This is a genomic window from Shinella sp. M31, assembly GCF_049199205.1.
Lineage (GTDB): Bacteria > Pseudomonadota > Alphaproteobacteria > Rhizobiales > Rhizobiaceae > Shinella.
On the sequence record NZ_JBLZPH010000121.1, the window covers coordinates 11992 to 33892 of the forward strand.

Genomic DNA, 21901 nt, shown 5'->3' on the forward strand with positions numbered 1-21901 from the left:
CTCCAAAGTTAGGCTTTGACAGGATTGCGCAAGACGATTAAGGGGACCGGCTAATCAATTTACCGTTCAACGCGCCGGACAACCGGCCCCGCCGGAAACATTCGGCACTCAGAAGGCTTTGACTGTGGCAAAAGCGGAACTCGGAACCAAACGCATCGACCCGGAAACGGGCAAGAAGTTCTACGACCTCAATCGCGACCCGATCGTTTCCCCCTATACCGGCAAGTCCTATCCGCTGTCCTTCTTCGAAGAGACCTCTGCGGCTGCGGTTCTTGAGAAGGAAGAGGACGAAGACACCAACGAAGTCGATACCGAGAACACCGAAGTCGAACTCGTTTCGCTCGAGGATGCCGACGACGATGCAGCTGGCGGCGACGACCTGCCTGATCTCGGCGACGACGATGTCGAAATCGATGGCGACGACGACGACACCTTCCTGGAGCAGGAAGAGGACGACGATGACGATATGACCGGCATCATCGGCGTCGGCGGCGACGACGACGAAGCGTAAGATTTTGATTTACCGGCCGGTTTTAAAAAAAATCGGCCGGTTTTCATTTTTCGGCTTGCCATCCTTCCAGACGGGAAGTAATAAGCCGCCACACCGAACGGCAGCGCCGCTTCGGTTCCCGGAAACCGGCTCTGCCGGACCCGTTATGGGGCTATAGCTCAGCTGGGAGAGCGCTTGCATGGCATGCAAGAGGTCAGCGGTTCGATCCCGCTTAGCTCCACCAAACCTTTCCTAAGATAGATATGCGCACACAGCACTTCAGCGGCGTTTTCGCCTTCAAGGCTGTTCGCGCATGCCCGGCGTTGCCTCGCGTTGATCGGCGTCTTCCAAATCGGTCTTCACGATAAACGTGTCATTGTGCTGGCGCGCGGCCTCGCGCAAGGCGGCGAGATTGGGCACGTCGTCGCCTTCGATTTCGCCCGTACCGCCCTGGTCGATTTCCCGTTCTGCCTGATACCAGTGGTCATCCGGATTGCCGTCCGGCTGCCCCTGCTGTTGCCAAAGTTCGTGCGCGCGCTTGCGGATTTTTTCTTCACGGTCGTCGGTCATGACAGGCTCCCTTCATGTTGCGATGAAAAACGGCCGGCGGGGCAGGATGTTCCTTCGGCAGGCATTGCGCGGAACGAGTTTTCTTGCGTCTTTCACAAGGCGCGAATAAGCATGATCCGCCAAGCGTCTAGGGACCGACGCCAGCTTTGCGGGGGATATCATGAGCTTTACGGAAACGACGACCACTTCCTGGTTTTCCAGGCTGAAGGGGGCGCTGATCAAGATCGTGGTCGGCTTCATCCTTCTGATCGCCTGCATCTGGCTTCTCTTCTGGAACGAGGGCCGCTCGGTCAAAACCTATCGGTCCCTCGTCGAGGGCGCCGGCCTTGTCGTTTCGGTCGACAACGGCAGCGTCGATCCGGCGAATGAGGGCAAGCTTGTGCACATTTCTGGGCCGGTCAAGCCGGTCGGCGTGCCCGAAGACGATCAGCTCGGCATTTCGGCCGAGGGTGCCGTCGGCCTCGACCGCGTGGTCGAGATGTACCAGTGGGTCGAGGACTCGAAGTCGGAGACGCGCAAGCAGCTCGGCGGCAGCGAGGAAACCGTCACCACCTATTCCTACCGCAAGGAATGGAACCACCGCGAAATCAGCTCTGGCAGCTTCCGCCAGCCGGGCCATGACAATCCGCAGAAGCCGATCGACGATGAAAGCTTTGCAGTCGATTCGGTAAGCATCGGCGCGTTCAGCGTCGATGGTCGCACGGCCGCCAATCTTGGCGACGACAGACCGATCCCGCTGACGGCCCTCGACGCCACCCGCGTCGGCGAGGCCGCGACGCTCGGCAAGCCGGTTTCGGCCCTTGGCGGCCAGGCCGTCTTCTCCTTCGATCCGCAGAACCCGCAGATCGGCGATATCAGGATTTCGTTCAAGCGCTCGGACCTGTCCGAGGCAAGCTTCGTCGGCGCGCAACGCGGCACGCGGCTTACGCCCTACAAGACGACCAACGGGCGCGAGCTTCTGTTGAGCGAGGCGGGTATCCACGATGCGACGGCGATGTTCGAGACTGCGCAAAGCGAGAACACCATCATCACCTGGCTCGTGCGCGTCGGCGGGCTCGTCGGCATCTTCATCGGCTTCGCCTTCATCTTCTCGATCCTTGGGGTGATCGGCGACGTCGTGCCGTTCATCGGCTCCATCGTCAATTTCGGCACGTCCATGATCGCGCTGGTCCTGACGCTGCTGATCGGCCCGGCGGTGATCGCCATCGCCTGGATCGCCTACCGCCCGTTCGTCGCCATCGCGGTTCTGGTGATCGGCGTTGCGCTGGCGGCCGGCATCCTTTACCTGCGCAAGGGCAAGACAGCTTCCGCGCCGGTCACCACCGGAGCTCTGGGTAGGCAATAGCAAGCAACAGGAATGGGCGACGCGTGACTTTCTACATTTCGAAGATCTTCTGGCTCGTCGCCCAACCGCTCTCCCTTGCCTTCCTGCTTCTGCTCATCGGCCTCTTCGCTGGCCTGTTGAAATGGAGCCGCATTCGGACATGGGCGAGCATTACCGCCGCTCTCGTCCTTTTCGTAACGCTCTTCACCTCGACCGGCGCCGTGCTGCTGCAACAGCTGGAGAACCGTTTTGCCCGCGCCGATCTGCCCCCGCACGGGCTAGCTTGCATCATCACGCTTGGCGGCGGCTTCGAATCGGAGATCGTGAACGCGCGCGGCGGGTTCGAGATGACGCAGGCGGGTGACCGCTTTGTCGAAACGCTCCGGCTGGCACGGGACTTCCCGGCGGCGCGCATTCTCGTTTCCGGCGGTGACGGGTCACTGAGCGGCGCCTATGAGGGTGACGCCGTCATCGCCGAGCGCTTCTTCTCCGCCTTCGGCATTTCCGCAGACCGGCTGATCCGCGAGACGCAGTCGCGCGATACTTTCGAGAATGCCGCCAATACGGAAACGCTGTTGGCATCGAACGGGTTGGAAAACTGCCTGCTGGTGACTTCGGCCTTCCATATGCCGCGTTCGATGGGCCTTTTCCGCAAGCGCGGCCTAACCGTCCTGCCCTGGCCGACGGATTACCGCACGACGGGCACGGCGAGCCTTGGGCTCGATTTCACGCAGCCTTCCGCCAACAGTCAGCTGATGACGACGGCGGTTCGGGAGTGGACGGGCCTGCTGTTCTATTATGTCGCGGGGCGCACGCCGTCGCTCGTCCCGCAATAGCCGGTTATTTCTTGGAAATCGTCTCGAAATCGGCGCCGCGCACGCGCACCGTCATCGTGCAATATTCGCTATCGTCGCGTCCGCAGCTTGCGGCATTGGCCTTGAGCTCGAACACCATGTTGCCGAAGCGCTTCTTCATCGTATAGCCGTAGAGATCGGCATTGGCGGCGAGAAAATAGCCGCCTTCCGCAACATGGATGTAGAACTGGTGCGGGCAGCCGACATCGCCGCAGAGGCCGCCGGGCACACCGTCGCAATTGACGGCACCGAGATTGAAGATCGCGTCAACCAGCGTGTCGTTGTTGAAATCGATGTTGTCGGCAAAGTCATCGCCATAGATCGGCGACTTGCAGCGCTTGGCCACCTCGGCTTGCACCGTCGCCAGCGGATCCTGCACGATTTCGGCTGCGCGGGCCGGCGTGCCGGCCGAAAGCAGCGCGATGGAGAGGAGTGCGAGGATTCTCATGCGGATGGCCATCTCTCAAACCTTTCCATGGCAGGCGATTCGGTCATTATGCGCTCGGGAGCGCGCAACTTGATTCTGTCGCGCGCGACTTTACCGTTGCCAAGCTGTCGCGAGGCTTGGCCGGAGGGGAGAGACGCGTGACGATCCTGGAACTGCTCGATTATACCGGTGTTGCGGTCTTTGCCGCCACCGGCGCGCTTTCGGCCTCGCGCAAACAGCTCGACATCATCGGCTTCCTGTTCCTGGCGGCCGCTACCGGCATCGGCGGCGGCACGTTCCGCGATGTGATCCTCGGGGCCACACCGGTTTTCTGGGTCGTCAACCCGACCTATCTCATCGTCTGCGTTGCCGTCGCCCTCCTCGTTTTCGTGCTCGCACACCGCATCGAGTCACGCTACCGCCTGCTGCTCTGGCTCGACGCCATGGGCGTGTCGGCCTATTGCGTGATGGGCGCGGCCAAGGGTTATGCCGCGACGAACTCGCCGACGGTCGCCATCACCACCGGCGTGCTGACCGCGAGCTTCGGCGGCATCATACGGGACCTTCTGGCGAATGAACCATCCGTGCTGCTGCGGCCGGAGGTCTATGTGACGGCGGCGCTGATCGGCGCGGCCGGTTTTACCGCCGCGACGGTCGCCGGCGCACCGCTTTGGCTCGCCTCGGCCATCGGCATGGCCGCAGCCTTCGCCGTGCGCGGCGGCGCGCTGCGCTTCGGCTGGCGTTTCCCGATCTACCGGCCCCGGCCGGGGCGGCATCCCGACGATGTGATGTGAAAGATCTCAGTCCTTCCTGCAGGGACGCAGGCGGATGATCACGTCGACATTGGCGATTTCCATGCCTTCCGGCGGCTCCGGCAGGTTGCCGATCGCAATGTTGCTGACGGGAATGTCGAGGACACGGTTCTCGCCCTCGATGAAGAAATGATGGTGGTCCGAGATATTCGTGTCGAAATAAGTCTTCGAGCTTTCGACGGCCAGCACGCGGATCAGGCCCGCCTCGGTGAACTGGTGCAGCGTGTTGTAGACGGTGGCAAGCGACACCGGCACGCCGGCCGTCACGGCCTCTTCATGCAGCTCCTCGACGGTCAGGTGACGGTCGCCTTTTGCGAAAAGCAGGTCGGCGAGTGCCACGCGCTGGCGCGTCGGGCGCAGGCCGGAATGGCGCAGGCGCGTTTCAATGGGCATCTCGTGTGCATGCGTCATGGGCGACGGGTCCGCTTGGCTAGCCTTGAATAACAATCTTGAACTTTCGATATAACTTTAGCGGAAGCGGGATTCAATAGGAATGCGGCATCCGCAAGGCGCGCAACATGCGGAAAAACCGGGGCCTTTGCTTCGGCTCCGCCACTTTGCACTGGCTGTCACCGCCGGCATCATGTATGCGGACAGCGGAATAGACGTCTCATCCGGAAAGGATGAGGCAGAAAAAACGAGGCGGCCGGGATGCTTCAAATCGCATCCGTCCTCCGCTAAATCTAACGCTGAACAAGCGTGAACACGACCGGGGATGAAACATTCAGATGACGACCAGGCAATCCAGCTACAACTATGAGGAAATTCTGTCCTGCGGCCGCGGCGAGCTTTTCGGCCCCGGCAATGCGCAGCTTCCTCTGCCGCCGATGCTCATGGTCCACCGCATCACCGACATTTCCGAAACCGGCGGCGCCTTCGACAAGGGCTATATCCGCGCCGAGTACGACGTGAAGCCCGACGACTGGTACTTCCCCTGCCATTTCCAGGGCAACCCGATCATGCCGGGCTGCCTCGGCCTTGACGGCATGTGGCAGCTCACCGGCTTCTTCCTCGGCTGGCTCGGCGAGCCCGGCCGCGGCATGGCGCTCTCCACCGGCGAAGTGAAGTTCAAGGGCATGGTCCGTCCCGACACCAAGCTTCTCGAATACGGCATCGACTTCAAGCGCGTCATGCGCGGCCGCCTCGTGCTCGGCACGGCGGACGGCTGGCTGAAGGCCGATGGCGACACCATCTACCAGGCGACCGACCTGCGCGTCGGCCTGTCGAAGGACAAAGACGCTTAAGGAGGCGTTCGCCGTAAAAAGCCGGAGGGCGGCGCCTCAGCCGTTCCCACAACAGGACGTTCTAAAAAAGGGCAGGAATATGAGACGGGTAGTTGTCACGGGTCTGGGGATCGTATCCTCCATCGGGAACAACGCGGACGAAGTGACGGCGTCGCTGCGCGACGCGCGCTCCGGCATCAGCTTCAGCCAGGATTTCGCCGACCACGGCTTCAAGTGCCAGGTCTGGGGTTCGCCCAATATCGACACGACCGACCTCGTCGACCGCCGCGCGGCCCGCTTCCTCTCGCAGGGCGGCTCGTGGAACCATGTTGCCATGAAGCAGGCGATCGCCGATTCCGGCCTGGAAGAGTCCGATTACGCTGCCAACGAGCGTACCGGCATCATCATGGGTTCGGGCGGTCCCTCCACCCGCACGCTGATCGAAGCGGCCGAAATCACGCTCAAGAACAACTCGCCCAAGCGCATCGGTCCGTTCGCCGTGCCGAAGGCCATGTCCTCGACGGCATCGGCCACGCTCGCCACCTGGTTCAAGATCCACGGCGTCAACTACTCGATCTCCTCGGCGTGCTCGACCTCGGCGCACTGCATCGGCAATGCCGCAGAGATGATCCAGTGGGGCAAGCAGGACATCATGTTCGCCGGCGGACACGAGGACCTCGACTGGACCATGTCGAACCTGTTCGACGCCATGGGCGCCATGTCCTCCAAATACAACGACACGCCGTCCACCGCCTCGCGCGCCTATGACGTCAGCCGCGACGGCTTCGTCATCGCCGGCGGCGCCGGCGTTCTGGTTCTTGAAGAGCTGGAACATGCCAAGGCCCGCGGCGCGAAGATTTATGCGGAAATCGTCGGCTACGGCGCGACCTCCGACGGCTACGACATGGTCGCCCCCTCGGGCGAAGGCGCGATCCGCTGCATGCGCCAGGCGCTTGCCACCGTGAAGGGCGATGTCGATTACATCAACACGCACGGCACCTCGACGCCCGTCGGCGATTCGAAGGAAATCGGCGCGATCCGCGAAGTCTTCGGCGACAAGATCCCGCACATCCAGTCGACCAAGTCGCTGACCGGCCACTCGCTGGGTGCCGCCGGCGTGCAGGAATCGATCTACGGCCTGCTGATGATGCAGGCCGGCTTCATCGGCGAAAGCGCCCATATCACCGAGCTGGATCCGGAATTCGACGGCGTGCCGATCGTGCGCAAGCGCATCGACAATGCCAAGATCGACACGGTTCTCTCGAACTCCTTCGGCTTCGGCGGCACGAACGCCACGCTGGTCTTCCAGCGCCACAACGGATGACTGGCATGACGGGGATCATGAACGGCAAGCGCGGCCTCATCATGGGGGTCGCGAACAATCACTCCATCGCCTGGGGCATCGCGCAGAAGCTCGCCGGTGCGGGCGCGGAACTCGCCTTCACCTACCAGGGCGAAGCGCTCGGCAAGCGCGTGAAGCCGCTTGCCGCCGAGCTCGGCTCCGACTTCGTCATTCCCTGCGATGTCGAGGACATCGCTTCGGTGGATGCGACGATCGACGCGATCAGGGAAAAGTGGGGCAAGCTCGACTTCGTCGTGCACGCCATCGGCTTCTCCGACAAGAACGAGCTGAAGGGCCTCTATGCCGACACCTCGCGCGACAACTTTTCGCGCACCATGGTGATCTCGTGCTTCTCGTTCACGGAAATCGCGAAGCGCGCCGCGGACTTGATGACCGACGGCGGCGCGATGCTGACGCTGACCTATGGCGGCTCCACGCGCCTGATGCCGAACTACAACGTCATGGGCGTTGCCAAGGCGGCCCTCGAAGCTTCCGTACGCTACCTTGCCGGCGATTACGGCCCGCAGGGCATCCGCGTCAACGCGATCTCGGCCGGCCCGATCCGCACGCTCGCCGGCGCCGGCATCTCGGACGCCCGCGCCATGCTGTCCTGGCAGCAGAAGAACGCGCCGCTGCGCCGCACCGTCACCATCGAGGATGTCGGCAATTCGGCGCTCTACCTGCTCTCCGACATGTCGAGCGGCGTCACCGGCGAGATCCACTATGTGGACTCCGGCTACAACATCACCTCCATGCCGACGCTGGAGCGACTGGCCAAGGCCGACAGCGAGTAACAAGAGGCGGCGCGGCGCTTTCGAACGTCGCGCCGTTTCTCTACGAGCGCACCATCAGCACCACGACGAGCAGGATCAGCGCCGCCAGAATGGCGAAGAATACGATCCTCACGCGGCTGTTCATTTCCAGCGGCTTGCCATCAGCGCCGCGCCTCAGGAAGGCGAGCGGCACCTCGGAGGTCGGCGTATGCCCCTCCCCCTGCTTCACATCTTTTGCGATAACATCCGCCACATCTTCCGTGATCGGCGGTCTGGCAGGTCCAAAAGCCATTACGGGTCTCCTGAACGGGAACGGTCCGGCGATGGTGGACCCGTTTCGGGAAAATGGCAATCGGCTGCGGCAATCGGCGTCAGCGCTGGCTGACGCCTGTGAAATCCCTGGGCTTCAGCGCCTGCCGAAGAGCACCTTGAAGCGGGCGTTGCGGCAGATTTCGCCGCTTTCCTTGAACGCTTCCTTCAGCACCGGCTCGTAGGGCAGGCCGCGGTTGGCGACCATCAGCAGGCGGCCGCCCGATTTCAGCGACTTCGCCGCCATGCGGATCATGCCTGCGCCAAGCGAATGGTCTGCGGCGTGGCCTTCGTGGAAGGGCGGGTTCATGACGATGAGGTCGTAGTGGTCGCGCGGCGTTTCCGCCGTCAGGTCGAACCAGAAGAAGCGCGCCGGAATGTTCGGGCAGTTCTCCGCCATGTTCTCCTTGGCCGCTTCCAGCGCTTCGTAATGCGCTTCGAAGATATCGATGCCCTTCACCTGCGGCGCGCGGCCGCCGAGCATGACCGAAAGATAACCCCAGCCCGCGCCGAAATCGGCGGCGTGACCGTGGAAGTCTTCCGGAATGCGGGTAGCGAGCAATTCGGAGCCCTCGTCGACGCGGTCATGCGAGAACATGCCCGGCGCTGCCGTGAAACGGCCGACGATGCGCACCGGCTTGGCCGCCAGCTTGGCAATCGCATCGGCCGGATCTTCCGGGCGGGCAAACCAGATGGCGAGGCCGTGGTACTTCGGCATGTAATCGCCGGTGAGGCCGAGCTGGTCGAGGCGCTTGCGCATGGACTGCACGCCGTCTTCCTTGCTGCCGGCAACGACGATCAGGCCGCCGGTGCGCACGAGGCGCAGCGCCTCGGCGATGCGGTTCTCGTTCTCGCCCTTGTGCTTGGTCATCAGAATGAGCGCGCCGTCGAAATCCTCGCCCTCGATGGTGGGCTTCACCGGTGCACGAACGGCTTCGAGCCCGCGATAGAGCGCGCGCTGCGGCTGCACGGCCTCAAGCGTCGCGCCAAAGCCTTCCGGCGGGCGCTGGCCGGCTTCCGCTCCGAGAAAGAGGTAACGTTCGCCCTCGCCGGGCATGCCGAGCGTGCCGGCGGCAAAGGGATGGAACAGGGTCTTCAGGGCTTCGCGGGTCATAGCGGGCTTTCGGCGGACGGGACAACGGGTTGGTCAAAGGAAAAAGGGCGCGGAACGTGCCGCTCCGCGCCCCCTTGATACGATACGGTACGATTACTCGGCGGCTTCGCCGTCACCCTTCTTGTCGGCGGCGACTTCCTTGCCGGTCGCCTGGTCGACGACCTTCATGGAGAGGCGAACCTTGCCGCGCTCGTCGAAGCCCATCAGCTTGACCCAGACCTTGTCGCCTTCCTTGACGACGTCAGAGGTCTTGGCAACGCGCTCCTGAGCGAGCTGCGAGATGTGCACGAGGCCGTCGCGCGGGCCGAAGAAGTTGACGAAGGCGCCAAAATCGGCGGTCTTCACGACCGTGCCTTCGTAGATCTGGCCTACTTCCGGCTCCGCGACGATCGAGTGGATCCACTTGCGGGCCGCTTCGATTTCCTTACCGGAGGACGAGGCAATCTTGATCGTGCCGTCGTCTTCGATGTTGATCTTGGCGCCGGTCTTTTCGACGATTTCGCGGATGACCTTGCCGCCCGTGCCGATGACTTCACGGATCTTATCGACCGGGATGTTCATGACTTCGATACGCGGAGCGAATTCGCCGAGCTGCGAGCGGCCTTCGGTGATGGCATTGGCCATTTCGCCGAGGATGTGCTTGCGGCCGCCCTGCGCCTGGCTGAGCGCGACCTTCATGATCTCTTCGGTGATGCCGGCGATCTTGATGTCCATCTGCAGCGAGGTGATGCCGTCGGCGGTGCCGGCGACCTTGAAGTCCATGTCGCCGAGGTGGTCTTCGTCACCGAGGATGTCGGAGAGAACCGCAAAGCGCTCGCCTTCGAGGATCAGGCCCATGGCGATACCGGCAACCGGCTTTGCCAAGGGAACGCCAGCGTCCATCAGTGCGAGCGAGGTGCCGCAGACGGTCGCCATCGAGGACGAGCCGTTCGACTCGGTGATCTCGGAGACGACACGCAGCGTGTAGGGGAACTGCTCGGCGGAAGGCAGCATCGGGCGGATGGCGCGCCAGGCGAGCTTGCCGTGACCGATTTCGCGGCGGCCCGGGGAGCCCATGCGGCCCGTTTCACCGACCGAGTAGGGCGGGAAGTTGTAGTGCAGCAGGAAGCGTTCCTTGTACATGCCGGTCAGGCTGTCGACATACTGCTCGTCTTCGCCGGTGCCGAGCGTGGCAACGACCACAGCCTGGGTTTCACCGCGGGTGAAGAGAGCCGAACCGTGGGTGCGCGGCAGGATACCGACTTCCGAGACGATGGCGCGAACGGTGTCGAGATCGCGGCCGTCGATGCGGCTCTTGGTGTCGAGGATGTTCCAGCGAACGATCTTGGCCTGGAGGTGCTTGAAGACGGCGCCGATGACTTCGGCGGTGTACTTCGGCTCAACGCCTTCCGGGAAGAAGTGTGCCTTAACCTTGGCCTTGACGGCGTCGACGGCAGCGTAGCGATCAGCCTTCTGCGTGATCTTGTAGGCAGCGCGCAGTTCGGCTTCCGCGATGCCGAGCATTTCGGCTTCGAGAGCGGAGTGATCTTCCGGCTGGAAGTCGCGCGGTTCCTTGGCAGCCACTTCGGCGAGCTTGATGATCGCGTCGATGACCGGCTGGAAGCCCTTGTGGCCGAACATGACGGCGCCGAGCATGACGTCTTCGTTCAGTTCCTTGGCTTCGGATTCGACCATCAGCACGGCGTCCTGGGTGCCGGCGACGACGAGGTCGAGAACCGACTCGTCCATCTCGTCGAGATGCGGGTTCAGGACGTACTGGCCATTGATGTAGCCGACGCGCGCACCGCCGACCGGGCCCATGAAGGGCACGCCGGAGATCGTGAGCGCTGCGGAAGCGGCAACCATCGACAGGACGTCGGGATCGTTTTCGAGGTCATGCTGGACGACCGTGACGACAACCTGCGTGTCGTTCTTGTAGCCTTCCGGGAACAGCGGACGGATCGGGCGGTCGATCAGGCGGGAAACCAGCGTTTCCTTTTCCGACGGACGTCCCTCGCGCTTGAAGTAGCCACCTGGGATCTTGCCGGCGGCGTAGGTCTTTTCCTGGTAATTGACGGTCAGCGGGAAGAAATCCTGGCCCGGCTTCGGCGCCTTGGCGGAAACGACGGTGGCGAGAACCACGGTTTCGCCGTAGGTCGCGAGAACCGCGCCGTCAGCCTGACGGGCGATCTTGCCGGTTTCCAGCTTGAGCGGACGGCCCGCCCATTCGATTTCAACCGTATGGGTATCGAACATGTCTTGTCCTTCTTGACGGATACGCGCACCGCCGCCTGACGGCGCAGGTGGTCTATCCGATTTATGACGCATCATGGGCAAGACAACGGGAAGCTTCCAAAGAGTGGCTCGCGTCTCCGGCGGCGCGAGCCTGAAGCGTCCTGCAATCCTGCCCCATGACAGGTCATCGGTTGGTTCCGCAGGGCCGGCGCATCCGGCCTGCTGGAGAATACGTTTCCCGAGGCGGCCTCGACCGGCACTCTCGAAACGGTACGTCGAGGCTTTCGCCCCGGAAATGAAAGCGGCGGGCGCTCGCAAGAACGCCCGCCGAAAGTGCTTAGCGGCGAATACCGAGAGCAGCAATCAGCTTGCTGTAACGGGCATCGTCCTTCTTCTTGAGATAATCAAGAAGCGAGCGGCGGGTGGAAACCATGGTCAGAAGGCCACGACGCGAGTGGTTGTCCTTCTTGTGGTCCTTGAAATGGCCGGTCAGGTTGTTGATGCGCTCGGTCAGGATCGCGACCTGGATTTCCGGAGAACCGGTGTCGCCTTCGACCGTTGCATATTCCTTGATCAGCGCAGCCTTGCGCTCAGCAGTGATCGACATCGTATGTCCTTTCATGAATGGAGAACTAAAGGGTCGCCAAAAGCCGGGATGTCGTCCAGCGATGGCCGTGAAGGCAAGGAGGCCAAGGCCCCGCATTGCTGGCGGTGCCTATAAACCATTCCCTCATGAAAGGGAAGGGCGTTCTAACGCTGCTCCGCAGGCTGGCTGGGAGCGGCCTTCGCCGCGTCACCGGTCTTGGGGCAGACGACATAGGCGCCGAAGATCCAGCCGAGCTGCCGACCGTCCAGCGAGACGAGCAGCCAGCGTTTCGTACCGAGTTTGCGTTCTTCGAGTACGGTGACGCTCATGCCGTTCTGCAACGTCGTCAGGATCATGCCGTTCGGCTCAGCGCGCACGTTGAGCGGCGTCCCCGTGGGGTCGTCGACCAGGCATTTATCGGCAGCGAAAGCAGGCGGCGCGATGAAAAGGCCGGCAAGAACGGCAGCACGCAAAAGAACCGTCATGAAATCATCCTGCAAAGGGAAAATGGGCAAAGGGAAAATGCGGGCATCGTCAATATCCGGCCCCCTGCTGTGCATTCTCGTCGCGCAGGCGGGCGAGCGGGATTGTCACCCGCCATTCGATGCCGTCGTCATGCACGATGAATTCCAGCGTGGCATCGAGCGCCATGCCCAGCATGCGCTCCAGCACCACGCTGCCGAAACCCTTGCGGCTGGCGGCGATGGCCTCGCGGTCGATCGTCGCCTTGCTTTCGCGCCAGACGAGGGCGAGGTTTTCGCCAGAGGCCGCCCAGCTCAGCGAGACGATGCCGTGTTCGTTGGCAAGCGCACCGTATTTCGTGGCGTTGGTCGAAAGCTCGTGCAGCGCCATGCCGAGCGTCTGGGACGCCTGCGGATCGAGCAGCACGGCGGGGCCGGCGATGCGCACCCGCGTGGCGTCATCGGGCGTGAAGGGTTTCAGCTGGTTTTTTGCAAGCTCCACCAGGTTCACGCCATCGGTCGCGTTGGCGATCATCAGGTCCGTCGAACGGGCAAGGCCGGAAACCCGCCTGCGGAAGGTTTCGGCGAACTCCGCGGCATTTTCCGCGCCGGACGCCGACTGGTTCAGCATGGCCTGGATGACGGTGAGCTGGTTCTTCGAGCGGTGTGCAACTTCGCGCATCAGGAAGCGCACCTCGTTTTCCGATTTGGCCCGGGCATCGGCGGCTTCCGACAGCGCACGCGATACGGTCTCCAGCTCGGAAATGGCATAGCGGCGCGCGGCGATCCGTTCGCCATGCCCCAACCGGCGCGCATCGGCGGCGAGCAGGCGCACATCGCGCGACAGAAGACGCGCGATACCGATGGCGCTGACGGCGGCGAGAAGCGCGAAGACCAGGCCGCCGATGGCGAGCCACAGGAACGAGGATACCGCGGGCGCCTGCACGTCGGCGGATTTCGCCCAGGCGATCATGCGCCAGCCGGCAAGCGAGGAAAACTCCGTGACGACCTGATAATCGACGCCGTCCTGGCCCATCGTGCTGACGCCGAGCCGGAGCGCCGGCACCACGCGCAGAAAGAACGGCTTACCGCTTTGCTGCTCGTCATCCGTCGAGGCGATGACCGTACCCCGGCTGTCGAGCACGGCGGCATTCCAGCCGGGAGACAGGATATCCGGATTGACCGCGTGGCGCAGCGCATCGGCGTTCTTCGTCAGCGTCAAGAGCACATGGTCACCGCTCGCAAGCCGCATCGGCTGATAGACGTTGAACACCCATCGCTGCGCGGTCTTGCCGAAGAAAAGATCGGAGACCATGCGCTCGCCGCGCGCCAGCGCCATGCCGGCGGATATCGGATCGGAGGCGTTTTTCAGCGGGGTGCCGTAGGGCACGCGCGTGTTGATGAGCTGGCGCATCGTCTGATCGATGATCAGAAAATTGGTCTCCGTGCCCTCGAGCGTCTTCACCGCCTGTGCATGCAGGGCCGCATAGTCGCCGTTTAGCAGGTTGTCCGACGTCGAGAGGAAATTCAGCGTCGAGAACATGCCGGAAATCTCGCGCTCGACGGCGCGGTTCACGGCAGTCGTCGAGGTGCGCAGCAGCGATTCGAAGATGCGCTCCTGCGCTTCGTTCGTGCGCTTCAGCACGACGATGGAGAAGAGAAAGGCGGGAATGACGATGACGAGGATGAGGCAGACGAGGTAGAAGGCAACCGGGTAATGCATGCGCCGGCGGGCCTCGGCGGGCTTCGCGTCCCCATCCGCAGCAGATACCGATCTGTCGGTCGGCGACATCGTCAACGGCCAGCCCTTTCCACCCTTCTCTCCAGAACGACCGAAACGGCAAGCACCGCCCGGCGCACCCTGAAGCGAACCTCGCCGGCCCATAAAGCCTGTAGCTTGTGGTGAAATCAAGTCGGGGGCCGTTGGTTCCACCCCCCGATTATTAGCCCTGCTGTTAGCCTTGGAACACGCGCTTGGGTCGGAATTCGCCGCCTGATATCTCACCGATCGCCACCAGCTTGCCGCGCGCCGAAGCATAGGCTTCGTCGGCCGAGACCGGCGCATCGCGGCCGCGCACGATGATGGGATTGCCCATACGCAGGCGGTGCGCCTGATCGTCGTTGATGACGATCTGCGGCAGGCTGGACAGCGCTTCGCCGGTATCGATCAAGAATGCGTCGAGGGCCGCAAGCCGCTCGGCCTCGTCCTCGATCTTTTCCAGCGCGACGAGATCGGCGAGCGGCACCATGTCGTCCTCGCCGAAGGGCGCGACGAAGGTGCGGCGCAGTGCGGAGATGTGGCCAAAGCAACCGAGCTGGCGGCCGAAATCGCGGGCCAGCGCACGCACATAGGTGCCCTTGCCGCATTCGACCTCGAACTGCGCGGTATTCTCGTCGGAACCAACAAGGGTCAGCCGGTGGATTTCCACCTCGCGCGACGGGATCTCGACGACCTCGCCTTCGCGAGCCAGATCATAGGCACGCTCACCGGCAATCTTGATCGCCGAGAACTGCGGCGGGATCTGCTGGATGATGCCGGTATAGTCGCCGAGGATCGCCTGGATTTCATCGGCCGTCGGCCGCTTGTCGGCGCTCTCGGTCACCTCGCCCTCGAGGTCGTCGGTCGTGCGCTCCTCACCCCAGGTCACGGAGAATTCGTAGATCTTGCGGCCGTCCATCACATAGGGAACGGTCTTGGTCGCATCGCCCAAAGCGATCGGCAGCATGCCGGAGGCGAGCGGATCGAGCGTGCCGGCATGGCCGGCCTTCTGCGCTTTGAACAGCCACTTGATCTTGGCAACGGCCTCGGTCGAGCCGAAATCGAAGGGCTTATCGAGAATCAGCCAGCCGGAAACCGGCCGGCCCTTGGGTTTGCGGGGTCTGGACATCTTTATCCTGGATTATTTGTCGTCTTCGCCGTCATCGGCGGAGAGATCGCGCAACACTTCCGGCGAGCGCAGGAGTTCGTCGATCTTCTTGTAATTGTCGAAGCTGGTATCGTCGCGGAAGCGGACGTCCGGCATGTATTTCATCTGGCGCAGCTGCGAACCCATGCGGCCGCGAATGAACTTCGCATTGCGGTTCAGCGCCTCGATCACCACGTCGTGGTCCTTCACGCCGAGCGGCGTGACATAGGCCGTCGCGTGCTTCAGATCCGGCGACATGCGCACTTCCGAGATGGAAATGACCGTCTTTTCGATGAGCGGATCGCGCACTTCGCCGCGCTGGAGAACCTGGGTGATCGCCGCGCGCACCTGCTCGCCGACGCGCAGCATGCGTTGCGACGGTGCTGAGGTTGTTGCTCTTACCATGGTCGTCACCTTCAAAAAAATACGAGCGCCGAAACGGTCCGGCGCTCGCACGATATTGGGATCGCCGGACGCTTACAGCGTGCGGGTGATGTGCTCCACGCGGAAGCACTCGATCGTGTCGCCGGCGCGGATGTCTTCGTAGTTCTCGAAGGCCATGCCGCATTCCTGGCCCATCGGCACTTCGGCGACTTCGTCCTTGAAGCGCTTGAGTGTCTTGAGCTTGCCTTCGTGGATGACGACGTTGTCGCGCACGAGGCGGACGCCCGCACCACGCTCGACCTTGCCTTCGATGACGCGGCAACCTGCGACCTTGCCGACCTTCGTGATGTTGAACACCTCGAGGATCTCGGCATTGCCGAGGAAGGTTTCGCGACGTTCCGGCGAAAGCAGGCCCGACATCGCCGCCTTAACGTCATCCACCAGATCGTAGATGATGTTGTAGTAGCGGATTTCGAGACCGGCGCGTTCGGCAGCCGTACGGGCCTGGGCGTTGGCACGAACGTTGAAGCCGATGATGGCGGCGTTCGAGGCTTCGGCCAGCGAGATATCGGACTCGGTGATACCACCGGCACCCGAATGGACGATGCGGGCGCGGACTTCGTCCGTGCCGAGCTTTTCAAGCGCACCGGCAATGGCTTCGATCGAGCCCTGCACGTCGCCCTTGATGAGCAGCGGGAACTCCTTGAGACCGGTGTTCTGCAGCTGGCTCATCATCTGCTCGAGCGAACCGCGCGAACCGGCCTGGCGTGCGACCTGCTTTTCGCGGGCGAGACGCTGGCGGTATTCCGAAATCTCGCGGGCGCGGCTTTCGTTCTCGACGACGGCGAACTTGTCACCGGCGGCCGGGGTGCCCGACAGGCCGAGGATTTCGACCGGCATCGAGGGGGTGGCTTCCTTGACGTGTTCGCCCTTGTCGTTGACGAGCGCGCGCACACGGCCCCACTGGTCGCCGGCCACGATGATCTGGCCGGGCTTCAGCGTGCCCGTCTGTACGAGAACGGTGGCCACGGCACCACGGCCGCGGTCGAGCTGAGCTTCGACGACAACGCCCTCTGCCGTACGGTCCGGGTTTGCCTTGAGGTCGAGAATTTCGGCCTGCAGCAGCACGGCTTCGAGCAGCTTGTCGAGGTTGAGGCGGTTCTTGGCCGACACTTCCACGTCGAGCGTTTCACCGCCCATGGATTCGACGAAGACCTCGTGCTGGAGGAGCTGGTTGCGCACCTTCTGCGGGTCGGCTTCGTGTTTGTCGATCTTGTTGATCGCCACGATGATCGGAACACCCGCCGCCTTGGCGTGATTGATGGACTCGATCGTCTGCGGCATCACGCTGTCGTCGGCCGCGACCACGAGGATCGCAATGTCCGTCGCCTGCGCACCGCGGGCACGCATGGCGGTGAACGCCGCGTGGCCGGGGGTGTCGATGAAGGTGATCTTGTGGCCGTTGTGCTCGACCTGGTAGGCGCCGATATGCTGCGTGATGCCACCGGCTTCGCCGGCAACGACGTTGGCCTTGCGGATGGCGTCGAGCAGCGAAGTCTTGCCGTGGTCAACGTGGCCCATGATGGTCACGATCGGCGGACGGCTTTCCAGATCGCCGGCATCGTCGGCAACGTTGAAGATGCCTTCTTCGACATCGGATTCCGAAACGCGCTTGACGGTGTGGCCGAATTCGCTGGCGATGAGTTCAGCCAGGTCGGCGTCGATCAGATCGCCGGGCTTCATCATCTGACCTTCCTTCATCAGGTACTTGATGACGTCGACGGCGCGCTCGGACATGCGCTGCGACAGTTCCTGAATGGTGATGGTCTCCGGCAGGATGACTTCGCGAACAACCTTTTCGCGGGTTTCCTGCATCTGGCTGCGCCGGAATTTCTCCTGACGGCGACGCATGGCCGAGAGCGAGCGGCCGCGCTGTGTTGCATCCTCATCGGTCGAGGCTGTGGTCAGCGTCAGCTTGCCCTGGCGGCGGCCGTCGTCGGCCTTCGGGCGGGCAGGAGCCTTGGCGGGTTCCGGGCGCTTCACGGGACCACGATTTGCAGGCGCGCCACCACGCGGACGCTTGTCTTCGTCCTCGTCGTTTTCGCGACGGCGACCGGCGACCGGTGTGGAAACCGGGCTGGGAGCCGGCGTGCGGCCGGGCTGCGGGCGGGTTTCGGCGGCGGCCGGAGCGGGCCTTGCGACCGGCTGCGCGACAACCTCTTCCACGACGGGCGCGGGAGCGGCGGCCTCGGCGGCGGCGCGTTCAGCCTCTTCCTTTTCGCGAACGAGGCGCGCGGCCTCCTCGGCAACGCGGCGGGCTTCGTCCTCGACCTTGCGGCGGGCTTCGTCCTCGGCGCGCTGGCGGGCTTCGGCGGCGTCGCGGATCTGCGCTTCTGCAAGCGCGCGGCGACGGGCCTCGACTTCGTCAGGCGAAAGCTGGTTCAGCACCACGCCGCGCGGGCGGTTCTGCTCGCCCGGCCGGGAGGGTTGCTGGTGCATCGGGCGCGACGGCTGCTGCTGTACGGGGCGCGAAGGCTGCGGCGCGGGACGCGTCTGCTGCGGCTCGGGCTGGCGCTGCTGCACGGGTGCTGCGGGCGTCGATGCCTGGCGTTCTTCGCCCGGACGGCTGAAGTGGCGCTTCGTGCGGGTCTCGACCACAACGGCCTTGGTGCGGCCACGACCCATGTCCTGGCGCACGGTTCCCTGCTGAACCCCCGAGGGCTTCAGGCTAAGGGTCTTCTTGCCAGCCACATTGATCGTCTTGTCGTCTTCGTTGTCGGTCATTCCGTTCCGTTCCTAAGATCAGAGCCGGATGCGTATCACCAAGCCCTGTCGTTCAAATGTGTTCATCCAATGCGATTTCGGCCGGCCGGATGCCGGTAACCGCGTCATTGGTTTGTCTGGCCAGCGCCACCTTTTGCCATCATTTGGCTGTCGCCCCGGTATTTCTCGAGCATGATTGCGCGCTTCACTACACCCTCACCCGCCTGCCCTGCAAGCGCTGCGGCATGGATAAACGCATTACTTCCCAAAAGGCCCTCCAATTCGCTCTCGGAAAAGAGCTTGAAGGAGGGTATTTCCGTTTCGTCGTCGGTGAGAAAGCTCGCAGCCTTCCGCGCCTGGTCTATTTTCCGCACACCGTCAGCCGCCGCATCCGTAGAATGGAAGACGGCCAGCGCAGCAAGCGCACGCACGGCTTGATCGACCTTCGAGGAGCCGGTGATGAACTGGCCCGCCTTGCGTGCCATGTTCATCATGCCGCCGAGCTGGGCGGCGATCAGCCGGTCCACCTCGGCGCCGAGGTCGGGTGCCGCTTTGGCTTCCGTCTTCAGCGCACGCCCGAAAAGCTTCCTGGCGACCGCCTTGTCGACGATTGCCCGTTCGGCCTTTACCCAGCATCCGCGTCCGGGGAGTTGACGCTTCAGGTCCGGCACGACGCTGCCGTCGGGACCTGCGACGAAGCGGATCAGATCATCCGCCTCGCCCTTTTCGCGCGTCACGATGCACATGCGGTCGTTCACGCCGTCCTCGTCCTTCTTGCCCATATAGGTTTCCGCTCTTGCCAACGCAAACCGCTGTGCAAAATTCAGCGGGCGACATGTCTATGTTTGGAAGACGCCGATCAGGCGTCCTGTTCGCCGCCCTCGACGACCGGCTCTTCCTTAACCAGGTCCTCTTCGGTGATCCAGCCGGCCGCAAGGCGGGCCTGAACAACCATGGCTTCGGCTTCGGCGCGGGAAACCTCGAACTTCGAGAACAGACCCTCGAACTTCTTCGTCTCGCCATCCTTGCGCTCCGACCAGCCGACGAGATCGTCCGCGGCGCAGCCGGCGAAGTCTTCCATCGTCTTGATGCCGTCTTCGCCGAGGGCCACGAGCATCTGGCTCGTCAGGCCGTCAATCTGGCGCAGCTCGTCGGAAACGCCGAGCTCCTTGCGCTTGGCATCCATCTCGGCCTCGATGCGGTCGAGATATTCGCGGGCGCGGGTCTGGATTTCCTGGGCCGTGTCTTCGTCGAAGCCGTCGATCGAGGCGATTTCGTCGAGATCGACGTAAGCCAGTTCCTCGACGGCGGCAAAGCCTTCGGACGCCAGAACCTGCCCGACCATTTCGTCGACGTCGAGCGATTCCATGAAGAGGTTGGTGCGCTCGTTGAATTCCTTCTGGCGACGCTCGGACTCTTCGGCTTCCGTGAGGATGTCGATGTCCCAGCCGGTCAGCTGCGAGGCGAGGCGCACGTTCTGGCCGCGGCGGCCGATGGCCAGCGACAGCTGCTCGTCCGGCACGACGACTTCGATGCGCTCGGCATCCTCGTCAAGAACGACCTTCGCGACCTCAGCCGGCTGAAGGGCGTTGACGATGAACGACGCCGGATCCTGCGACCACGGAATGATGTCGATCTTTTCGCCCTGAAGCTCGCCGACGACGGCCTGAACGCGCGAACCGCGCATACCGACGCAGGCGCCGACCGGATCGATCGACGAGTCGTTCGAGATGACGGCGATCTTGGCGCGCGAACCCGGGTCGCGAGCAACGGACTTGATCTGGATGATGCCGTCGTAGATTTCCGGCACTTCCATGGTGAAGAGCTTCACCATGAACTGCGGATGGGTACGCGACAGGAAGATCTGCGGGCCACGCTGCTCGCGGCGCACGTCGTAAACGAACGCGCGGACGCGGTCGCCGTAGCGCATGTTTTCGCGCGGGATCATCTCGTCGCGACGGATGATGCCTTCGCCACGGCCGAGATCGACGATGACGTTGCCGTATTCGACGCGCTTGACCGTGCCGTTGACGATCTCGCCGATGCGATCCTTGTATTCGTCGAACTGGCGGTCACGCTCGGCTTCGCGCACCTTCTGCACGATGACCTGCTTGGCCGACTGGGCGGCGATGCGGCCGAAATCCATCGGCGGCAGCGGATCGGCGATGAAGTCGCCGAGCTTGGCGTCCGGGTTGCGGTCGCGCGCCAGTTCCAGCGGGATCTGCGTGCCGTAATCTTCGGCGACCTCGACGACCTCGAGCAGGCGCTGGAGGCGGATTTCGCCGGTCTTGGAATTGATGTCGGCGCGGATGTTGGATTCCGTGCCGTAACGCGAGCGGGCCGCCTTCTGGATGGCGTCGGCCATCGCGGCAAGCACGATCTCGCGGTCGATGACCTTTTCACGGGCCACGGCATCCGCGATCTGCAGAAGCTCAAGCCGGTTCGCACTGACTGCCATTGTCTCAGGTCTCCATGGTCGAGCCGGGTTTTTCGCCCCCGGCAATCGGGAGCGGCTGGGCCGCTCCGGTTCCGTCCTCTCCGTTCCGCCACCTCGGGCGAAACGCACGCACTTACTTATTCTTCGGCGTCGCCATCTTCTTCGTTCTGGTTGGCGGCCTGCGCGGCCTTCGCCTTCTTGTCGGCGGCCAGCGCGTCGCGGATCAGCTCGTCGGTCAGAATCAGCCGGCCCTCGGCAAGCGCCGTGAAGGGAATGACGACCGTCGGCTCCTCGCCGGCGGCGGGCTGGTCACGCTCCAGCGTAAAGCCGTTTTCGTCGGCGGCAACGATCTTGCCGCGGAAACGCTTGCGGCTTTCGACGAGGATCGAGGTCTCGCACTTCAGCAGGTGACCCGTCCAGCGCGAAAAGTCCGACTTGCGCACCATCGGCCGGTCGATGCCGGGCGACGACACTTCAAGATGATACGCCTTGTCGATCGGATCCTCAACGTCGAGCACCGGCGAGACGGCCATCGAGACCTTCTCGCAATCCTCGACGGTCATGGTGCCGTCCGGCCGCTCGCACATGATCTGCAGCGTAGCGCCGTTCTGCGCCGACAGGCGCACGCGCACCAGCTGGTAGCCGATCTGCTCGATGGTCGGCTCGATGATGTCGGCGACGCGACGGTCAAGGCCGGTCTCAACGATCAGGCGCGGCTCGATGGCCACAGTTTCTGTCTCACTCGTGTCGGACATGACATGCCCTCCCGGGATGGTCGTTATCATGCACCTGATCGCGGCAACAAAAAAGAGCGGGTCCTTGCGGGCCCACTCTTCATCTGACGATCAAGAATTTGGGGGTGATATAGACCGGGTTCGTCACAAATGCAAGGTCGGCCGCAAAGCCCGCCTG

21 protein-coding genes, 1 tRNA gene and 1 pseudogene are annotated in these 21901 nt (G+C 63.2%); 8 read left to right on the forward strand and 15 right to left on the reverse strand.

The features are described from left to right. Positions 1-124 precede the first annotated feature (124 nt). Together ACOZKU_RS19785 and ACOZKU_RS19790 are read left to right on the forward strand one after the other, a co-directional pair. The gene (locus tag ACOZKU_RS19785; RefSeq protein ID WP_314092566.1) at positions 125-511 is read left to right on the forward strand and encodes a TIGR02300 family protein; all 387 of its coding nucleotides are present in this window, start codon (positions 125-127) and stop codon (positions 509-511) included. Between the two features lie 147 nt (positions 512-658). Next, positions 659-734: transfer RNA gene (locus ACOZKU_RS19790), tRNA-Ala, on the forward strand. Positions 735-787: 53 nt separating this feature from the next. Here ACOZKU_RS19790 and ACOZKU_RS19795 read toward each other — a convergent pair. Then, a pseudogene (locus ACOZKU_RS19795) lies at positions 788-1048 on the reverse strand (DUF2934 domain-containing protein); the annotation flags it as partial. A gap of 172 nt (positions 1049-1220) precedes the next feature. On the opposite strand from ACOZKU_RS19795, the gene ACOZKU_RS19800 reads away from it, so the two are divergent. Both ACOZKU_RS19800 and ACOZKU_RS19805 read left to right on the forward strand, forming a co-directional pair. Continuing rightward, positions 1221-2405: a TMEM43 family protein gene (locus tag ACOZKU_RS19800; RefSeq protein WP_421580306.1), complete on the forward strand. Its 1185-nt coding sequence runs from the start codon at positions 1221-1223 to the stop codon at positions 2403-2405. Positions 2406-2428: 23 nt separating this feature from the next. Continuing rightward, positions 2429-3220 carry a YdcF family protein gene (locus ACOZKU_RS19805; RefSeq protein ID WP_421580307.1) on the forward strand — a complete coding sequence of 264 codons (792 nt, stop codon included), beginning with the start codon at positions 2429-2431 and terminating at the stop codon, positions 3218-3220. Between the two features lie 4 nt (positions 3221-3224). Here ACOZKU_RS19805 and ACOZKU_RS19810 read toward each other — a convergent pair whose 3' ends face one another. Continuing rightward, complete coding sequence (locus ACOZKU_RS19810; protein ID WP_421580308.1) at positions 3225-3686, reverse strand: hypothetical protein; 462 nt, start codon at positions 3684-3686, stop codon at positions 3225-3227. Positions 3687-3823: 137 nt separating this feature from the next. On the opposite strand from ACOZKU_RS19810, the gene ACOZKU_RS19815 reads away from it, so the two are divergent. Beyond that, positions 3824-4459: a trimeric intracellular cation channel family protein gene (locus ACOZKU_RS19815; RefSeq protein ID WP_421580309.1), complete on the forward strand. Its 636-nt coding sequence runs from the start codon at positions 3824-3826 to the stop codon at positions 4457-4459. 6 nt (positions 4460-4465) lie between these two features. On the opposite strand, the gene irrA is transcribed toward ACOZKU_RS19815, so the two are convergent. Next, positions 4466-4888 carry an iron response transcriptional regulator IrrA gene (gene irrA / locus ACOZKU_RS19820; RefSeq protein ID WP_314092556.1) on the reverse strand — a complete coding sequence of 141 codons (423 nt, stop codon included), beginning with the start codon at positions 4886-4888 and terminating at the stop codon, positions 4466-4468. A 317-nt stretch (positions 4889-5205) separates the two neighbouring features. Here irrA and fabA point away from each other — a divergent pair, with 317 nt between their 5' ends. The 3 genes from fabA to fabI all read left to right on the forward strand — a co-directional run bounded on the left by fabA (position 5206) and on the right by fabI (position 7836). Next, on the forward strand, positions 5206-5721 hold the full coding sequence (gene fabA, locus ACOZKU_RS19825; protein WP_421580310.1) for a 3-hydroxyacyl-[acyl-carrier-protein] dehydratase FabA: 516 nt from the start codon (positions 5206-5208) through the stop codon (positions 5719-5721). A gap of 79 nt (positions 5722-5800) precedes the next feature. Then, positions 5801-7024, forward strand: coding sequence for a beta-ketoacyl-ACP synthase I (gene fabB / locus ACOZKU_RS19830; protein ID WP_117368088.1), 1224 nt, complete (start codon positions 5801-5803; stop codon positions 7022-7024). A 5-nt stretch (positions 7025-7029) separates the two neighbouring features. Further along, positions 7030-7836 (forward strand): enoyl-ACP reductase FabI, encoded by an 807-nt coding sequence (fabI, locus tag ACOZKU_RS19835; protein ID WP_314092550.1) that lies wholly within the window; start codon positions 7030-7032, stop codon positions 7834-7836. Between the two features lie 40 nt (positions 7837-7876). On the opposite strand, the gene ACOZKU_RS19840 is transcribed toward fabI, so the two are convergent. From ACOZKU_RS19840 to rimP, 12 genes are all read right to left on the reverse strand, one after another. Beyond that, positions 7877-8107: a hypothetical protein gene (locus tag ACOZKU_RS19840; protein ID WP_314092548.1), complete on the reverse strand. Its 231-nt coding sequence runs from the start codon at positions 8105-8107 to the stop codon at positions 7877-7879. Between the two features lie 114 nt (positions 8108-8221). Beyond that, a complete protein-coding gene (locus ACOZKU_RS19845; protein ID WP_421580311.1) occupies positions 8222-9238 on the reverse strand; it encodes a class I SAM-dependent methyltransferase in 1017 nt (338 codons plus the stop codon). 93 nt (positions 9239-9331) lie between these two features. After that, positions 9332-11473: a polyribonucleotide nucleotidyltransferase gene (pnp, locus tag ACOZKU_RS19850; RefSeq protein ID WP_421580312.1), complete on the reverse strand. Its 2142-nt coding sequence runs from the start codon at positions 11471-11473 to the stop codon at positions 9332-9334. 316 nt (positions 11474-11789) lie between these two features. After that, entirely contained in the window at positions 11790-12059 is a 270-nt protein-coding gene (gene rpsO, locus ACOZKU_RS19855; protein WP_160857580.1) for a 30S ribosomal protein S15, read from the reverse strand. Positions 12060-12202: 143 nt separating this feature from the next. Beyond that, entirely contained in the window at positions 12203-12523 is a 321-nt protein-coding gene (locus tag ACOZKU_RS19860) for an SH3 domain-containing protein (protein WP_314092543.1), read from the reverse strand. Positions 12524-12572: 49 nt separating this feature from the next. Next, a complete protein-coding gene (locus ACOZKU_RS19865; protein WP_421580313.1) occupies positions 12573-14222 on the reverse strand; it encodes a sensor histidine kinase in 1650 nt (549 codons plus the stop codon). Between the two features lie 232 nt (positions 14223-14454). Next, positions 14455-15387, reverse strand: a complete 933-nt coding sequence (truB, locus tag ACOZKU_RS19870) for a tRNA pseudouridine(55) synthase TruB (RefSeq protein ID WP_421580314.1) — start codon at positions 15385-15387, stop codon at positions 14455-14457. A gap of 12 nt (positions 15388-15399) precedes the next feature. Continuing rightward, positions 15400-15810 carry a 30S ribosome-binding factor RbfA gene (gene rbfA, locus ACOZKU_RS19875; protein WP_421580315.1) on the reverse strand — a complete coding sequence of 137 codons (411 nt, stop codon included), beginning with the start codon at positions 15808-15810 and terminating at the stop codon, positions 15400-15402. A gap of 72 nt (positions 15811-15882) precedes the next feature. Next, positions 15883-18573 carry a translation initiation factor IF-2 gene (infB, locus tag ACOZKU_RS19880; protein WP_421580316.1) on the reverse strand — a complete coding sequence of 897 codons (2691 nt, stop codon included), beginning with the start codon at positions 18571-18573 and terminating at the stop codon, positions 15883-15885. 104 nt (positions 18574-18677) lie between these two features. Continuing rightward, complete coding sequence (locus tag ACOZKU_RS19885; protein WP_314092531.1) at positions 18678-19334, reverse strand: RNA-binding protein; 657 nt, start codon at positions 19332-19334, stop codon at positions 18678-18680. 77 nt (positions 19335-19411) lie between these two features. Beyond that, a complete protein-coding gene (nusA, locus tag ACOZKU_RS19890) occupies positions 19412-21010 on the reverse strand; it encodes a transcription termination factor NusA (RefSeq protein ID WP_314092529.1) in 1599 nt (532 codons plus the stop codon). A gap of 116 nt (positions 21011-21126) precedes the next feature. Continuing rightward, positions 21127-21744, reverse strand: coding sequence for a ribosome maturation factor RimP (gene rimP, locus ACOZKU_RS19895; protein WP_421580317.1), 618 nt, complete (start codon positions 21742-21744; stop codon positions 21127-21129). Between the last annotated feature and the right edge of the window lie 157 nt (positions 21745-21901).

What these genes read in the sequence shown, in the direction of transcription:
- irrA (WP_314092556.1), bottom strand. Translation starts at nt 4,888, where the DNA reads ATGACGCATGCACACGAGATGCCCATTGAAACGCGCCTGCGCCATTCC.
- ACOZKU_RS19810 (WP_421580308.1), bottom strand. Translation starts at nt 3,686, where the DNA reads ATGAGAATCCTCGCACTCCTCTCCATCGCGCTGCTTTCGGCCGGCACG.
- rbfA (WP_421580315.1), bottom strand. Translation starts at nt 15,810, where the DNA reads ATGGTAAGAGCAACAACCTCAGCACCGTCGCAACGCATGCTGCGCGTC.
- ACOZKU_RS19800 (WP_421580306.1), top strand. Translation starts at nt 1,221, where the DNA reads ATGAGCTTTACGGAAACGACGACCACTTCCTGGTTTTCCAGGCTGAAG.
- ACOZKU_RS19845 (WP_421580311.1), bottom strand. Translation starts at nt 9,238, where the DNA reads ATGACCCGCGAAGCCCTGAAGACCCTGTTCCATCCCTTTGCCGCCGGC.
- fabB (WP_117368088.1), top strand. Translation starts at nt 5,801, where the DNA reads ATGAGACGGGTAGTTGTCACGGGTCTGGGGATCGTATCCTCCATCGGG.
- ACOZKU_RS19860 (WP_314092543.1), bottom strand. Translation starts at nt 12,523, where the DNA reads ATGACGGTTCTTTTGCGTGCTGCCGTTCTTGCCGGCCTTTTCATCGCG.
- pnp (WP_421580312.1), bottom strand. Translation starts at nt 11,473, where the DNA reads ATGTTCGATACCCATACGGTTGAAATCGAATGGGCGGGCCGTCCGCTC.
- ACOZKU_RS19885 (WP_314092531.1), bottom strand. Translation starts at nt 19,334, where the DNA reads ATGGGCAAGAAGGACGAGGACGGCGTGAACGACCGCATGTGCATCGTG.
- fabI (WP_314092550.1), top strand. Translation starts at nt 7,030, where the DNA reads ATGACGGGGATCATGAACGGCAAGCGCGGCCTCATCATGGGGGTCGCG.
- rpsO (WP_160857580.1), bottom strand. Translation starts at nt 12,059, where the DNA reads ATGTCGATCACTGCTGAGCGCAAGGCTGCGCTGATCAAGGAATATGCA.
- rimP (WP_421580317.1), bottom strand. Translation starts at nt 21,744, where the DNA reads ATGTCCGACACGAGTGAGACAGAAACTGTGGCCATCGAGCCGCGCCTG.
- infB (WP_421580316.1), bottom strand. Translation starts at nt 18,573, where the DNA reads ATGACCGACAACGAAGACGACAAGACGATCAATGTGGCTGGCAAGAAG.
- truB (WP_421580314.1), bottom strand. Translation starts at nt 15,387, where the DNA reads ATGTCCAGACCCCGCAAACCCAAGGGCCGGCCGGTTTCCGGCTGGCTG.
- nusA (WP_314092529.1), bottom strand. Translation starts at nt 21,010, where the DNA reads ATGGCAGTCAGTGCGAACCGGCTTGAGCTTCTGCAGATCGCGGATGCC.
- ACOZKU_RS19840 (WP_314092548.1), bottom strand. Translation starts at nt 8,107, where the DNA reads ATGGCTTTTGGACCTGCCAGACCGCCGATCACGGAAGATGTGGCGGAT.
- fabA (WP_421580310.1), top strand. Translation starts at nt 5,206, where the DNA reads ATGACGACCAGGCAATCCAGCTACAACTATGAGGAAATTCTGTCCTGC.
- ACOZKU_RS19865 (WP_421580313.1), bottom strand. Translation starts at nt 14,222, where the DNA reads ATGCATTACCCGGTTGCCTTCTACCTCGTCTGCCTCATCCTCGTCATC.